Genomic DNA, 14,646 nt, shown 5'->3' on the forward strand with positions numbered 1-14,646 from the left:
CTCGTTTTTCACAGGATTGGGACATGCGCACGGGCGGCGCACCGTTGCGCCGGGGCCTACCGAAGCCACGCGCCGAGGTCAATGCATACGAATGTATACAGACTGCGGCTTTTTGTGCCATCCCTGCCCCGGGAAATCTGTTAGAGACGCCGCAACAATACACAAAGGAGCCAGCCCATGTCCAAGATCAAGGTCGAAAACCCCATCGTCGAAATGGACGGGGATGAGATGACGCGCATCATGTGGGCCTTTATCAAGGACAAGCTGATCCTGCCTTATCTCGACATCGACCTGCTCTACTACGATCTGGGCATCGAGGCCCGCGACGCGACCGAGGATCAGATCACCATCGACGCCGCCGAAAAGACCAAGGAGGTGGGCGTCGCCGTGAAATGCGCCACCATCACACCGGACGAGGCGCGGGTCGAGGAATTTGGCCTCAAGAAGATGTGGCGCAGCCCGAACGGGACGATCCGCAATATCTTGGGCGGCGTGATCTTTCGCCAGCCGATCATCTGCAAGAATGTGCCGCGCCTTGTGCCGGGCTGGACCGATCCGATCGTGGTGGGCCGCCATGCCTTTGGCGACCAGTACAAAGCCACCGACATGAAGTTCCCCGGCGCAGGGACGCTAACGATGAAATTCGTGGGCGAAGACGGCGCGGTGATCGAACACGAGGTCTACAAATCCGATGGGCCGGGCGTGTTTATGTCGATGTATAACATCGACAAGTCGATTTATGACTTTGCCCGCGCCTCTTTCAACTATGGACTGAACATCGGCTGGCCGGTCTATCTGTCGACCAAGAATACGATCCTCAAACAATATGACGGGCGGTTCCTCGAGATTTTTCAGGAGGTGTACGACGCCGAATTCCGCGACCAGTTCGAGGCCAAGGATATCTGGTACGAACACCGGCTGATCGACGACATGGTCGCCTGCGCGATCAAGTGGAACGGCAAGTTTGTCTGGGCCTGCAAGAACTATGACGGTGACGTGCAGTCGGACGTGGTCGCGCAGGGGTTCGGCAGCTTGGGCATGATGACCTCGCAACTGATGACCCCCGATGGCAAGATCGTTGAGGCAGAGGCCGCACACGGCACCGTCACCCGCCATTACCGGCAGCATCAGGAGGGGCAATCGACCTCCACCAACTCGATCGCGTCAATCTATGCGTGGACCGGCGGGCTCAAGCACCGGGCCAAACTTGATGACAATGCGCAACTGATGGCATTCGCGGAGACCTTGGAAAAGGTGATCGTGGACACCGTGGAAAGCGGCCACATGACCAAGGACCTCGCCCTGCTGGTGGGACCGGATCAGGGATGGCTGACGACGATGGGCTTTCTCGAAAAGCTGGACGAGAACCTGCAAAAGGCACTGTGATGGCCTGCATGTGGCGTCGGTTGCCCGGCACGTCCCGGGGCCGCCGACCACCTGCGCCGCACCCTGCCCGACAAAGGATGCCCCCATGCCGCTGCACTACATCTATCTGATCGTTGCCGTTGCCGCCGAAACCATTGGCACAACCGCACTGCAAGCCAGCAATCAATTCACCCGCGCCGGTCCGACAGTGGTGGTTGTTCTGGCCTATGGCGTTGCGTTCTATTGTCTTGGCATCGCGCTCAAGCACATCCCCGTGGGCATTGCATATGCGTTATGGTCCGGCCTTGGCATCGTGCTGATCGCGCTGATCGGCTTTTCCATATTTGGCCAGACACTGGACGCCGCCGCCATCGTTGGTCTGGCCCTGATCATTGCGGGGATCATCGTGATCCAGCTGTTTTCGGACACGGCAACACATTGACCCTGCCCCGCCCCAAACTTGCAAGACAGCTCCTTCGCGGCTTTTATAGTGGCATTATCTCGCACAGGAGCGGCCATGCCTTATCAAAAAACATATACCACCGACGAAGCCCGGTTCATGCTTCAGGTCTACGAAGGTGCCCACGCATTCCGGGGTAGCAATGCTACCCACCAGATTCAGCGCCACGGCGCTGCGGCCCACGCATCGCTGCACGGTGGCGCGGGCTTTGATGCGCAGCGTGCGCGCGTCAACACGCCGGGACAACCCCGGACCACCGGCACATTCCATACCAAGGACGACCAAGTGGCCGCCCTCACTCACGCCCTGAACAGCGTGCCCGGCCAGACCGCCCTTGGGCAACTGGACGCCAATCCGGGCCAGCGCGAAATCAAATTTAACACCGGTCTGCCGCCGGGGCGGTTCCGGATGACCAACCACGCTGATGTCTCTTCGAACCTGGATGCGCACGGCAACGCGCTGCCGGGACATGTCGCCAAAAACAACGCCGCACGCATCGGTGCCGGGTCGACCCAGACAAGTGCGGCCGCGACAGGCATTTTTGTCTTTGCCATGCGTGCACCGGGCGGCAAGCTACAGATCCAGACCTGCTATCCAACCTGATCAAACCACCGGATCGACGGTCGTCCCCGTGTGATCCGGTGCCGCGTTCCTGCAGGGGGCGTTAGGGCTTTCTTTCTGCAACGCAGCGCTATATGGGCCGCATCAAAGCACCAATGAGGCCCGTCATGGATCTGCGCAACATCGCCATTATCGCCCACGTCGACCACGGCAAGACAACGCTGGTGGACGAACTGCTCAAGCAGTCGGGCACCTACCGCGAAAATCAGGCCACGACCGAGCGGGCGATGGACAGCAACGATCTGGAACGCGAGCGCGGGATCACCATTCTGGCCAAGGCGACCAGCGTCGAATGGAAAGACACGCGCATCAACATCGTGGACACCCCCGGACACGCCGATTTCGGTGGCGAGGTGGAGCGTATCCTGTCTATGGTGGACGGCGTGGTTTTGCTTGTGGATGCCGCCGAAGGGCCAATGCCGCAGACCAAGTTCGTGACGTCCAAGGCGCTGGCGCTTGGACTGCGCCCGATCGTCGTGCTGAACAAGGTCGACAAGCCCGACGCAGAGCCGGACCGGGCGCTGGACGAGTGCTTTGACCTCTTTGCCAACCTCGGCGCGGACGACGACCAGCTTGATTTCCCGGCCATGTATGCCTCGGGCCGCAGCGGCTGGGCGGACATGGAACTGGACGGCCCGCGCGCGGACCTGTCGGCGCTGTTCGACTTGATCGTGGATCACGTCCCTGCGCCCGCCCAGATCGCGGCACGGGACGAACCGTTCCGGATGTTGGCCACAACGCTTGGGTCCGACCCGTTCATCGGACGCATCCTTACGGGCCGCGTGGAAAGCGGCACGCTCAAGGCCGGGGAAACGGTCAAGGCCCTGTCGCGCGACGGCGCGCTGGTCGAAAACTTCCGCTGCACCAAAATTCTTGCGTTCCGGGGGCTGGGCCAGCAACCCATTGATCTTGCCGAAGCAGGCGACATCGTGACCCTAGCGGGCATGTCCAAGGCGACCGTGGCCGACAGCATTGTCGCCCCATCCGTGACCGAGGCGCTGCCCGCCCAGCCCATCGACCCGCCGACCATCACTGTGACCTTCGGCATCAACGACTCACCGCTGGCGGGGCGCGACGGCAAAAAAGTGCAGTCCCGCGTGATCCGTGACCGCCTGATGAAAGAGGCCGAAAGCAACGTGGCCATCAAAATCAGCGACACCCCCGGCGGTGACGCGTTTGAGGTCGCGGGTCGCGGCGAACTCCAGATGGGCGTGCTGATTGAGAACATGCGCCGCGAGGGGTTCGAACTGAGCATTTCGCGCCCGCAGGTCCTGTTTCGCGAGATCGACGGCGTGCGCCACGAACCCATCGAAGAAGCAACCATCGACGTCGATGACGAATATTCCGGTGCGGTGATTGAAAAGCTGACCGGCACCCGCAAGGGCAATCTGGTGGAAATGAAACCGGCAGGTGCCGGCAAGACCCGCATCGTGGCGCATGTGCCATCGCGCGGGCTGATCGGCTACCATGGCGAATTTCTGACCGACACGCGTGGCACCGGCGTGCTGAACCGTGTGTTCCACGAGTGGGCCCCGCACAAGGGACCCATTCCGGGACGGCGCGCAGGCGTGCTGATTTCCATGGAAAACGGCCAGTCGGTGGCCTTTGCACTGTGGAACCTCGAGGAGCGCGGGCGCATGTTCATTGGCGCGCAGGCGGACGTTTATACAGGTATGGTCATCGGCGAGCACTCGCGCGAAAACGACCTTGAGGTGAACCCGCTCAAGGGCAAGAAGCTGACCAACGTGCGCGCCTCTGGTACGGATGAAGCGGTGCGCCTGACCACGCCGATCACGATGTCGCTGGAAGAGGCGATTGCCTATATCGACGATGACGAGTTGGTCGAGGTGACACCAAATGCGATCCGGCTGCGCAAGCGGTATCTGGACCCGCATGAACGCAAGCGGATGGCGCGGGCGTCATAGGTCAGAACTGGGGCGCTGCCCCAGACCCCGTGGTATTTTTGGTCAGAAGAAACGGGTGAGCGGCGGATGTCTGCCGTTTGCGCTTAGTCCGTCGTTTCCACGATGAGCAGTTCCCGTTCCGAAGCGCCGCGGGCATGTTCAAGGGCGGCCTGATAGGCGTCGGAATGATAACAACGCTCTGCTGTTTCGACATCCGGAAAACGGGCCACAACATTGCGCGGTCGATCCTTACCTTCGAGTTGGACGTAACGCCCGCCGCGCGCGATGAAGGTGCCGCCGTGTTCGGCAATCGCCACGGTCGCGCCTGCGGCGTATTTCTTGTACGCCGCTTCGTCGGTGACGGTCACATGTGCAATCCAGAGTGCTGGCATTTTACCCTCCCATCGCGGCTTTGGCAGCAGCGATGGCTGCGTCCGCGTTGCTGACATCCTTGGCGCCGCCTTGCGCCATATCCTGCCGACCCCCACCGCCTTTGCCGCCCAATTCTGCGACAGCGGCCTTAACCAAATCAACCGCGCTGACGGTCCCGGTCTTGTCGTCGGTAACACCCGCGGCGACGGCTACTTTGCCATCTGCGTCCGCAATCAGCAGGATCGCACCCGAGCCGATGCGCGCTTTGTGCGCGTCGATCAAAGGTGGCAAGTCGCGTCCTGTCACACCGCTCAGGACCTGCGCGATGAACGCGGTGCCGTTCACATCCTGCGTGGCTGGACCGGTCGTGTCACTGCCGCCCATGGCAACCTCGCGGCGCAACTGGGCCACTTCGGCTGCAAGCGCCTTGCGCTCCTCAAGGAGAGATTTGACGCGCGCAGGCACGTCGGAGGCCTGCGCCTTGAGTTCAAGCGCGGTCTCGGCCAGCAACTGATCCTGATGGCGCAGATGATCCAATGCCGGTTGCCCTGTCAGCGCCTCGATCCGCCGCACGCCAGCGCTGGACGCACTGTCGCCCAGCGTCACAAAGGCGCCAATGTCGCCCGTCTGACGCACATGCGTGCCGCCGCAGAGTTCAAGCGAATAGGTGTCACCGCCCGTGCCTTTGCCAGAACCGGCCTGTGTGCCCATAGACACGACCCGCACCTCGTCACCGTATTTCTCGCCAAAAAGCGCTTGGGCGCCAAGCGCACGAGCATCATCCGGCGTCATTATCCGGGTGTCCACCGCCGCATTCTGGCGGATGTAGGCGTTCACCTCGGCCTCGACAGCGCTCAGTTCCTTGGCGCTAAGCGCCTTGCCGTGGGAAAAGTCGAACCGCAGCCGATCCGGTGCATTCAGAGAGCCACGCTGTGCCACGTGATCCCCGAGGGACGCACGCAGCGCCTCATGCAGGAGGTGCGTTGCAGAATGGTTCGCGCGAATGGCTGTGCGGCGTGCGTGATCTACTTCAAGAACTGCCGCTTCTCCTTTGGAAACATGACCTTTTGTAACAGTCGCAATATGAATGAACACATCCGCAGTCTTGCGTGTGTCGGTCACGCGCGCCTCGCCGCCTTCTGTTCGGATCAGCCCGCTGTCGCCAACCTGACCGCCGCTTTCCGCATAGAATGGGGTCTGGTTCAGAGCGATCTGCACTTGCGTCCCCTCGGCGGCCTTGTCTGTCGCAGCCCCCTCGACGACGAGTGCAACAATCTGCCCTTCGGCTGTCTCGGTGTCATAGCCAAGAAACTCGGTCGCGCCATGTTCCTCGGCCACATCAAACCAAATAGTCGCATCCGCAGCCTCGCCCGAACCCGACCACGCCGCGCGCGCCTTGGCCTTTTGTTCAGCCATGGCGGCGTCGAACCCGTCGGTGTCCACGCCGCGCCCCTTTTCGCGCAGCGCGTCCTGTGTCAGATCGAGCGGGAACCCATAGGTGTCGTAGAGTTTGAACGCCGTCGCACCTGGCAAATCGCCATCGTCGGGCAAAGCGGCCAGCTCATCGTCCAGCAGTTTCAGACCCCGATCCAAGGTTTGCTTGAACCGCGTTTCCTCTGCCTCCAACGTTTCGGTGATCAACGCCTGCGCCTGCCCAAGTTCCGGGTAAGCGGCGCCCATTTGCTGCACAAGGCTCGGTACCAGCCGGTGCATCACCGGATCTTTGGCCCCCAAAAGATGCGCGTGGCGCATTGCACGCCGCATGATGCGGCGCAGCACATAACCCCGCCCGTCATTCGACGGCATTACGCCGTCCGCGATCAGGAAAGACGTCGACCGCAGATGATCCGCGATCACCCGGTGATGCACGTTCTGGTCCCCGTACGGGTCCACGCCGGTCGCATCCGCGGACGCCTCGATCAGCGCTTTGAACAGATCGGTGTCGTAATTGTCATGGCTGCCCTGCAACAGCGCGCCAATCCGCTCCAGCCCCATGCCGGTGTCGATTGACTGCATCTCAAGATCGACCATGGAGCCATCTTCGAACTGTTCGTTCTGCATGAAAACGATGTTCCAGATTTCAATGAACCGGTCGCCGTCTTCTTCGGGACTGCCCGGCGGCCCGCCCCAGATATGGTCCCCGTGGTCATAGAAAATCTCGGTGCAGGGACCACAGGGGCCGGTTGGACCCATCTGCCAGAAATTGTCCGAGGTCGCGATGCGGATGATCCGGTCTTCGGGCACGCCCACCTTTTTCCAGATGTCGAACGCCTCGTCATCGGTGTGGTACACCGTGACATAGAGCCGGTCCTTGGGGATGCCGAACGCGCCAGTGATCAGTTCCCAGGCAAAGGGGATCGCCTCGTGTTTGAAGTAATCGCCAAAACTGAAATTGCCGAGCATCTCGAAAAACGTGTGATGGCGGGCGGTGTAGCCGACATTGTCGAGGTCGTTGTGCTTGCCGCCGGCGCGCACGCATTTCTGTGCGGTTGTCGCGCGCGTGTAGTCGCGCCGTTCCAGTCCGGTAAACAGGTTCTTGAACTGCACCATGCCAGAGTTGACGAACATCAGGGTCGGGTCGTTGCGCGGCACAAGCGGGCTCGACGGGACGATGGTATGCCCTTGTTTTTCAAAGTAATTCAGAAAGGTCGAGCGGATGTCGTTCAGCGATGGCATGGGTCATGTCCCGAAGGCTTTGGAAGGTCGCTCTGACATAGCCTTGGGCGCGGGGACTGTCCACAAACGAAACAGGGTGCCACCGTCGTGACACCCCGTTCCGGATACTGTCCGTACCACGTCTGGCACGTCAGGGACGTTTTGGGCCGAGTCCCCCGTGCCCGACGGTTTACGCCTCGAGGATATCGTCGTCCTCGACCTTTTCACTCTCCGGTATCTCGAAGTCGAGGCCATGTGCGGCGCGTATCTTGTCTTCGATATCGAGGGCGATGCGGCTGTTTTCCTTCAGGAAACTCTTGGCATTTTCACGCCCCTGCCCGATGCGTTCGTCACCGTAGCTGAACCATGCGCCCGATTTTTCGACCACACCGGCTTTGACACCGAGGTCCAGAAGCTCGCCCATTTTGGAGATACCCTCGCCATACATGATGTCGAATTCCACCTGTTTGAACGGCGGCGCCACCTTGTTTTTGACGACTTTGACGCGGGTCGCGTTGCCCACAACCTCATCGCGGTCCTTGAGCGCGCCGATGCGGCGAATGTCGAGGCGGACGGAGGAATAGAATTTCAGCGCGTTGCCGCCCGTGGTTGTCTCGGGCGAGCCGAACATGACGCCGATTTTCATCCGGATCTGGTTGATGAAGATGACCATGCAGTTCGAACGGCTGATCGAGCCGGTCAGTTTGCGCATGGCTTGGCTCATCAGGCGGGCCTGCACGCCCACACTCGAGTCGCCCATGTCACCTTCAAGCTCGGATTTGGGCGTCAGCGCCGCCACCGAATCGACGATGACCATGTTAACGGCACCGGACCGCACCAGCGTGTCCGTGATTTCGAGCGCTTGCTCGCCCGTGTCAGGCTGCGAAATCAGCAACTCGTCCAGGTTCACACCCAGCTTTTTGGCATATTGCGGGTCAAGCGCGTGTTCCGCGTCGACAAATGCACAGACCCCGCCGCTTTTCTGTTGCTCGGCCACGCAGTGCAGCGTGAGCGTGGTTTTGCCCGAGGATTCAGGGCCATATATCTCAACAATCCGCCCCATCGGCAGGCCGCCGATGCCCAAAGCGATGTCCAGACCAAGGCTGCCGGTGGAGCTGGCCTTGATATCCTGAATGGCGCCCTCATCACCCAGCTTCATAATCGAGCCCTTGCCGAACTGCCGTTCGATCTGGGCCAGTGCGCTGTCCAGCGCCTTTTGTTTGTCTGCCGATTTTTTGTCTGTCATGTTCAAAAGGTCTGCCGTCGCCATTGGTTTGGTCCTTTGTGTCATACCCCGGTCGGGGCGGCAATTGGTGCCGTGCTGCTTCGATGTTCTCTTTGTGTTCCTTATGAGATCAAAATGAGAACATTGCAATTAAAATTCTCCATAACCTACCTTTTGCCAAAGGTGGTTAAGGAGTAGTTTACGGCGCAGAGCAAAAGAAGACGGACGGGGTGGGGCTGCGCGTATGTTGGTGTTTTACAAGGCCAATCTGGTCTTTCTGTCGGTGCCCAAGACCGGAACGACCGCCTACGAAGAGGCATTGCGGCTTCATGCGGACATGGCGATCATGTATCCGCCGATGCTGAAACATGCACCTGTATATCGCTACAATCGGTTTGTCCGACCCATGTTTCTCAAGGTGTGCGACGCTGAACTGGAGGTGATGGCGGTGATGCGTGAGCCGATCAGCTGGCTGAGCAGTTGGTGGCGGTACAGGCAGCGGCCATTCATGAAAGACAAGCCAAACGCGACCCACGGCATCAGCTTTGATGATTTTGTGCTTGCCTATCTCAAGGGCAAGAAACCCGGATTTGCTGATGTGGGCAGTCAGGCACGATTTCTTGAGACGCAGCCAAATGGCACCGGGGTGACCCACCTGTTTCGCTACGAAAATCAAGAGCGGTTACAGGCCTTTTTGTCGGATCGGTTGGACCTCACGTTTGCATTGGAGCGTCACAACGTGTCGCCCTCCATTCCGGCCGAACTGTCCAGCGACGTCGAAGCGCGGCTGAGACGGAAATGTGCCGAAGAATTCGAGCTTTACGACAGCATTCCGGTGGCCTGACTGCGCCAGCTATCAGTGCAGCTGACTGTGGACCGTTTCGGCCAGATCGTTCAACGAGAACGGTTTGGGCAAGAAGACCGAATTCGGGATCCGCTCACGCTGATCATTCAACTTGTCTTCGGCATAGCCCGAGACAAACACGACCCGCACGTCGGGCCGGTCTTGTAGCGCCTCGCGCACCCAGCTGGGACCGTCCTTGCCCGGCATCACCACATCCGTGACAAACAGATCAACGTTGAGATCGACATCTTCCAATGTTTTGAGCGCCGCCTCTGCGCTGTCCGCCTCCAGCACCGTATATCCCCGCAGGCGCAATGCGCGGCTGGCAAAGGCGCGAACCGGTGCTTCATCCTCGACCAGCAGGATCACGCCATCTCCCTTTTGCGGGCTGGGCGCTTTGACCTTGGGTTTTTCCGGCACAGGACTGCTGGTGGTGCGTTCGAGCACCGGGAACATGATGGAAAAACAGGTGCCTTGATCCAGCTTGCTATCGACAAAGATAAACCCACCTGTCTGTTTTACGATGCCGTAAGCGGTGGACAGGCCGAGCCCGGTGCCCTCGCCTGTCCGTTTTGTCGTGTAGAACGGCTCAAACACCTTTTGCAGCTTGTCCGCCGGAATGCCGACGCCTTCGTCAATGACGCGCAGGCAGACATATTGCCCGACGGGGACCGATACCCGGTCCCGTTCAAGCGGTTCGTTGAGTGTCACACATTCGGTTTCAATCTTGATCTCTCCGCCAGACGGCATTGCGTCACGTGCGTTGACCACAAGGTTCATCAACACCTGTTCCAACTGGCGTTTGTCCGCGCGGATCGCTTTGAGAACGGGATCGTGGGTAAGGCTCAGACGCACCTTTTCGCCCACCAGACGGTTCAGCAGGTGGGTCAGGTCCGCCATGGTGTCGCGCAAATCCAATTCTTCGGTGCGCAATGTTTGTTTCCGGGAGAACGCCAGAAGCTGACCCACGAGCGCCGCTGCACGGTTGGCATTCTGGTTGATCTGCATGAGGTCGCCATAGTCGGCATCGCCCTGATCGTGACGCAACAACAGCAAATCGCAATGCCCCGAAATGGCTGTCAGCAAATTGTTGAAATCATGTGCCACACCACCGGCCAATTGCCCAATCGCCTGCATTTTCTGGCTTTGTACGAACTGCGCTTCAAGCGTCTTGAGTTCTGTCGCATCCGACAAGACGGCCAAAACCGAGCTTTCGCCGCCCTCTTTCATCTGGTTGAGCGCGACCTGCACAAAAGTCTCCTTGTCGGTGCGGCGCAAGCGCAGGAATTCGCTTTGCTGAACGGCGCGACCAGACACTGTTTCGTCCAGCCAATCCTCCAGCGGACGCCCCAGACCTTCCATCAGATCACCCAGATGAGCATCCCTGACCAAGGTCTCACCCACGAGGTTGGCCGCCATGCGATTGTAGCTTTGCACTTTGCCTTCGGTGGTAAAGCGCACCAGCGGCACCGGCAAATCCTCAAAATCGTGCCAATGGGAGGCAGGCGTGATCTCGGGCGCGGGCAACAGATACATTGCCTGCCGCCCAGCCCCTGCGTCCACGGATGTCACCAGCACATCAAGCGATCCGCCTTCGGTGGTGATGCGGTTGACCATCCCCATAGACACCGGCATCGCGTCGAACAGCCCGTCCAGCGCAGTGGCACGTTTGCCCACCAGCGTGCGCGCCGCGTCGTTCATATAGAGGATCGCATCATTGCGCCCCAGCATGATCATGGGAAGGCCCGGACCATCCGGGCTGCGTGTCGCCTCGGCCACGGGTTCCAGCCGCCACAACAGCCGGTCGTCACCCATATTGTGCACCGCAAGTCGCACCTGCCCGCGCCGCGTCACGATATCCTCACGCGCGGCTCCTTCGGCGTCGGCCACCGATTTGAGGCGAAACAGAATGCCACCGGGGTTGGCAAATGTCGTGCGCAATGTGCCAGCAAGGGTTTCGCCGCGCAGCGTCGCATAGCGCGCGCGCGCGGCGGCATTGGCGCTGAGCACCTCGCCATCGGCGCTGCACACAAAGCTGGGCGCGCTGTCCTTTTCGATGAACCCGGCGACGGCCTGCATTGTCCGGTCCTGTGACGCCCGGTCGCGGCGCAACACAACCAAAAGCGCCGCCCCCAGCAACAGCAGCGTCACCGACGCAGCCAACAAGCCCAATTGAATAAGGGGTTCTGGGGCCAACATCCCCATCACACCCAACAACAAGGATGCAATCAACAGGCTGCGCCCGCGTCCTGCACCAGACCGGGCAAAGCGGGCAAAGCCACCTGATTTGTCAGCCTGCGCTGCCACTGCGCACCTCCTGCACGTCGAATCGTTCCCACGTTTCTGCGCCGCCAGGGGTTAACCGCCACTTAACCACAGCCGGAGCCGTGCAGCTTCGGAACGGTAGTCGCTTACCTATGGTTGTGTCAAATGCTGCTATGCTCGCAAAAGACGAGCGAGGTAAAATCCGTCGCCCCAGTCATCCACCGGCCAATGCCAGTCGGCATCCAGCCGCCACTCTGGATTGCGGGCAACAAATGCGGCAGATTGTGCTGCGTTCTCTTCGACCAGCACGGAACAAGTCGCGTAGTAAAGCGCGCCGCCGGGCGTCACATAAACCTGTGCCGTATCAAGGATTTGCGCCTGAACCGTCGTCAGCTCTGCCAGACGGTCGGGCGTCAGGCGCCACTTGGCTTCGGGCGCGCGCCGCCATGTGCCCGCCCCGGAACATGGTGCATCACACAAAACCGCATCAAAGCGCCCCATTTGCGTCAGCTCAGACGGTTCAGACAGGTGGAGGTCATGTCCACCACGGGTCGCGCGGGCGGGCAAATCACGCATTCGGCTGGGGTCCGCATCATGGGCCGTCACTGTCCAGCCTGCCGCGGCAAGGGCAAGCGCCTTGCCGCCACCACCCGCGCAATAATCCAACACCCGCCCCGACCCGGCAATCTGAGCGACGGCAGCCTGACTGGCTGCGTCCTGCAACTCCACCAATCCGTTTGTATAGGCATCCGAATTGCGCAGCTTGCGCTCGCCTGCCTCTATGGTCAGTGCGCTGTCGGCACGGGGATTTGCGATGGTCTGGACACCTGCATCTGCCAGTGAGTGCACTGCATCCGCCACGGTCCCGCGCGATGCATTCACGCGCAGTGTTACCGGTGCGCGCCGCTGCAATGCCCGCGCGGTGCGGTCGGTATCCGCACCAAGGCTCGCATCAAACCGCTCAAGCAGCCAGTCTGGCAAATCGAGCGTTTCCGCGCGCGATGTCGGTGCTGCGCCGCTTCCCGTCTCTGCCTTGGTCACAGGTGCGGGCGCATGGCCGTTGCCATCAAAGAGCGTGGCAAGGTCCGCTCCTGCGTCCCGCAAACGCCCGATCATGCGCGCACGCCCTGTCTCACCGCCACCATAGGCCGCTGCGCTGCGCCAATGGCGCAAGACGTCAAAAACGTGATCCCGCACCGCTGCGCGGTCTTTGGACCCTGCATAACGACTGGCGCGCGCCCAGCGTGTCAACGCCTGTTCGGCGGGCGTGCCACCTGCAATGTGGTCAAGGATTTCGATGGCCGCCGCCACGCGCGCGCCGGGTGTCACAGGTCACCCATCACATGAATACCGTGACGCAACCTTCTGAAATTACATGGCACGGTAGTTGGGCGCTTCGCGGGTGATCTGCACGTCATGCACATGGCTTTCTTTCAGACCCGCGCCGGTGATCCGCACGAAACGGCAGTTTTTGCGCATCTCATCGACCGTGCCGCAGCCGGTGTAGCCCATGGCCGCCCGCAACCCACCCACAAGCTGGTGAATAACAGTGCCTGCGGGGCCTTTGTAGGGTACCTGCCCTTCGATCCCTTCGGGCACCAGCTTGTCACTGGCGGCATCCTTCTGGAAATACCGGTCGGCAGAGCCGCGCGCCATCGCCCCAAGCGAGCCCATGCCGCGATAGGATTTGAAGCTGCGGCCCTGATACAGGATCACCTCACCGGGGGATTCGTCCGTGCCTGCAATCATGCTGCCCACCATCGCGCAGGACGCGCCCGCCGCGATTGCCTTGGCAAAATCGCCCGAGAATTTGATGCCTCCGTCGGCAATCACCGGGACGTCACCTGCGGCGGCAGCGCAATCCATGATGGCGGTCAATTGTGGCACCCCCACACCCGCCACCATCCGCGTGGTGCAGATGGAACCGGGGCCGATGCCCACCTTGATCGCGTCAGCGCCCGCGTCGATCAGCGCGCGCGTGGCCTCGCCTGTGGCCACATTGCCCGCCACGATCTGCACCTCGTTTGACAGGGCCTTGGCCCGCCGAACCGATTCGGCAACACCTTCGGAATGACCATGGGCGGTGTCGATCACGATCATATCGACGCCCGCATCAACAAGCGCCTCGGACCGCTCGAATCCTGCGTCACCCACGGTCGAGGCCGCAGCGACGCGCAAACGGCCTAGCGCGTCCTTGCAGGCCGTGGGGTTCAACACAGCCTGTTCGGTATCCTTGAGAGTCAAAAGGCCTGTCAATTTGCCATCCGCATCCGTCACCAGCAGCTTTTCGATGCGCCGTGCTTTCATCAGGCTGATCGCTTCGTCCCGGTCTGCAGGCTCGTGCAGGATTGCGAGGTTGTCCGTGCTCATCATCACGCGCACAGGCGTGTCGTCGCGCGCGGCAAAGCGCATGTCCCGGTTGGTGACAATGCCCACAACGCGCCGCGTCGCATCGATCACCGGAAACCCGCTAAAGCCGTAGCGTTCGCTGAGCGCCTTGGCATCGGCGAGGGTCTGATCCGCCGTCAGGGTGATGGGGTTGTAGACAATCCCGCTTTCGAACCGTTTGACGCGGCGCACCTCTTGGCTTTGTGCCGCGATGTCCAGATTGCGGTGGATCACGCCCATGCCGCCCGCCTGTGCCATGGCGATGGCCATGCGCCCTTCGGTCACTGTGTCCATGGCGGAGCTCAGGAGCGGGATGTTCAGGTCAATGCGCTGGGTCACACGGGTGCGCGTGTCGGCAGCAGTGGGCAACACATTCGAGGCCGCCGGGACCAACAAAACATCATCAAAGGTAAGCGCCTCGCGAATCTCCATGGGGGTCTCCTTGGGAGGGTTCGTTTGGCGGTTTCATGTCTCATGCGCCGCACAGAAAGGAAAGGGCCAAAATGCGTGTCTTGTCCAATGGGGCACGCTCGGGCCAGAGTGCGCG

11 protein-coding genes are annotated in these 14,646 nt (G+C 60.8%); 5 read left to right on the forward strand and 6 right to left on the reverse strand.

Translation table 11 applies throughout. The features are described from left to right. Positions 1–177: 177 nt before the first annotated feature. From Q1A85_RS06570 to typA, 4 genes are all read left to right on the forward strand, one after another. Positions 178–1,386: an NADP-dependent isocitrate dehydrogenase gene (locus Q1A85_RS06570; protein WP_299686617.1), complete on the forward strand. Its 1,209-nt coding sequence runs from the start codon at positions 178–180 to the stop codon at positions 1,384–1,386. Between the two features lie 85 nt (positions 1,387–1,471). Further along, positions 1,472–1,807, forward strand: coding sequence for a multidrug efflux SMR transporter (locus Q1A85_RS06575; RefSeq protein WP_299686619.1), 336 nt, complete (start codon positions 1,472–1,474; stop codon positions 1,805–1,807). A gap of 75 nt (positions 1,808–1,882) precedes the next feature. Further along, on the forward strand, positions 1,883–2,428 hold the full coding sequence (locus Q1A85_RS06580; RefSeq protein ID WP_299686621.1) for a hypothetical protein: 546 nt from the start codon (positions 1,883–1,885) through the stop codon (positions 2,426–2,428). Between the two features lie 125 nt (positions 2,429–2,553). Then, positions 2,554–4,371, forward strand: coding sequence for a translational GTPase TypA (gene typA / locus Q1A85_RS06585; protein ID WP_299686623.1), 1,818 nt, complete (start codon positions 2,554–2,556; stop codon positions 4,369–4,371). 83 nt (positions 4,372–4,454) lie between these two features. On the opposite strand, the gene Q1A85_RS06590 is transcribed toward typA, so the two are convergent. The 3 genes from Q1A85_RS06590 to recA form a co-directional block, all read right to left on the reverse strand. Next, a complete protein-coding gene (locus Q1A85_RS06590; RefSeq protein WP_299686625.1) occupies positions 4,455–4,742 on the reverse strand; it encodes a DUF1330 domain-containing protein in 288 nt (95 codons plus the stop codon). 1 nt (position 4,743) lies between these two features. After that, positions 4,744–7,398 carry an alanine--tRNA ligase gene (alaS, locus tag Q1A85_RS06595; protein ID WP_299686627.1) on the reverse strand — a complete coding sequence of 885 codons (2,655 nt, stop codon included), beginning with the start codon at positions 7,396–7,398 and terminating at the stop codon, positions 4,744–4,746. Between the two features lie 169 nt (positions 7,399–7,567). Further along, complete coding sequence (recA, locus tag Q1A85_RS06600) at positions 7,568–8,647, reverse strand: recombinase RecA (RefSeq protein WP_299686629.1); 1,080 nt, start codon at positions 8,645–8,647, stop codon at positions 7,568–7,570. Between the two features lie 199 nt (positions 8,648–8,846). On the opposite strand from recA, the gene Q1A85_RS06605 reads away from it, so the two are divergent. After that, positions 8,847–9,446: a gamma-glutamyl kinase gene (locus tag Q1A85_RS06605; protein ID WP_299686631.1), complete on the forward strand. Its 600-nt coding sequence runs from the start codon at positions 8,847–8,849 to the stop codon at positions 9,444–9,446. 12 nt (positions 9,447–9,458) lie between these two features. Here the strand turns inward: Q1A85_RS06605 and Q1A85_RS06610 are convergent, their stop codons facing one another. From Q1A85_RS06610 to guaB, 3 genes are all read right to left on the reverse strand, one after another. Then, entirely contained in the window at positions 9,459–11,651 is a 2,193-nt protein-coding gene (locus tag Q1A85_RS06610) for an ATP-binding protein (protein ID WP_299688535.1), read from the reverse strand. A 231-nt stretch (positions 11,652–11,882) separates the two neighbouring features. Further along, entirely contained in the window at positions 11,883–13,040 is a 1,158-nt protein-coding gene (locus Q1A85_RS06615) for an RsmB/NOP family class I SAM-dependent RNA methyltransferase (protein WP_299686633.1), read from the reverse strand. 42 nt (positions 13,041–13,082) lie between these two features. Next, on the reverse strand, positions 13,083–14,531 hold the full coding sequence (guaB, locus tag Q1A85_RS06620; protein ID WP_299686635.1) for an IMP dehydrogenase: 1,449 nt from the start codon (positions 14,529–14,531) through the stop codon (positions 13,083–13,085). Positions 14,532–14,646 lie beyond the last annotated feature (115 nt).

It is taken from the genome of uncultured Tateyamaria sp. (assembly GCF_947503385.1).
Classification (GTDB): Bacteria; Pseudomonadota; Alphaproteobacteria; order Rhodobacterales; family Rhodobacteraceae; genus Tateyamaria.

What these genes read in the sequence shown, in the direction of transcription:
- guaB (WP_299686635.1), bottom strand. Translation starts at nt 14,531, where the DNA reads ATGGAGATTCGCGAGGCGCTTACCTTTGATGATGTTTTGTTGGTCCCG.
- recA (WP_299686629.1), bottom strand. Translation starts at nt 8,647, where the DNA reads ATGGCGACGGCAGACCTTTTGAACATGACAGACAAAAAATCGGCAGAC.
- Q1A85_RS06610 (WP_299688535.1), bottom strand. Translation starts at nt 11,651, where the DNA reads ATGGGGATGTTGGCCCCAGAACCCCTTATTCAATTGGGCTTGTTGGCT.
- Q1A85_RS06580 (WP_299686621.1), top strand. Translation starts at nt 1,883, where the DNA reads ATGCCTTATCAAAAAACATATACCACCGACGAAGCCCGGTTCATGCTT.
- alaS (WP_299686627.1), bottom strand. Translation starts at nt 7,398, where the DNA reads ATGCCATCGCTGAACGACATCCGCTCGACCTTTCTGAATTACTTTGAA.
- typA (WP_299686623.1), top strand. Translation starts at nt 2,554, where the DNA reads ATGGATCTGCGCAACATCGCCATTATCGCCCACGTCGACCACGGCAAG.
- Q1A85_RS06575 (WP_299686619.1), top strand. Translation starts at nt 1,472, where the DNA reads ATGCCGCTGCACTACATCTATCTGATCGTTGCCGTTGCCGCCGAAACC.
- Q1A85_RS06590 (WP_299686625.1), bottom strand. Translation starts at nt 4,742, where the DNA reads ATGCCAGCACTCTGGATTGCACATGTGACCGTCACCGACGAAGCGGCG.
- Q1A85_RS06570 (WP_299686617.1), top strand. Translation starts at nt 178, where the DNA reads ATGTCCAAGATCAAGGTCGAAAACCCCATCGTCGAAATGGACGGGGAT.
- Q1A85_RS06605 (WP_299686631.1), top strand. Translation starts at nt 8,847, where the DNA reads ATGTTGGTGTTTTACAAGGCCAATCTGGTCTTTCTGTCGGTGCCCAAG.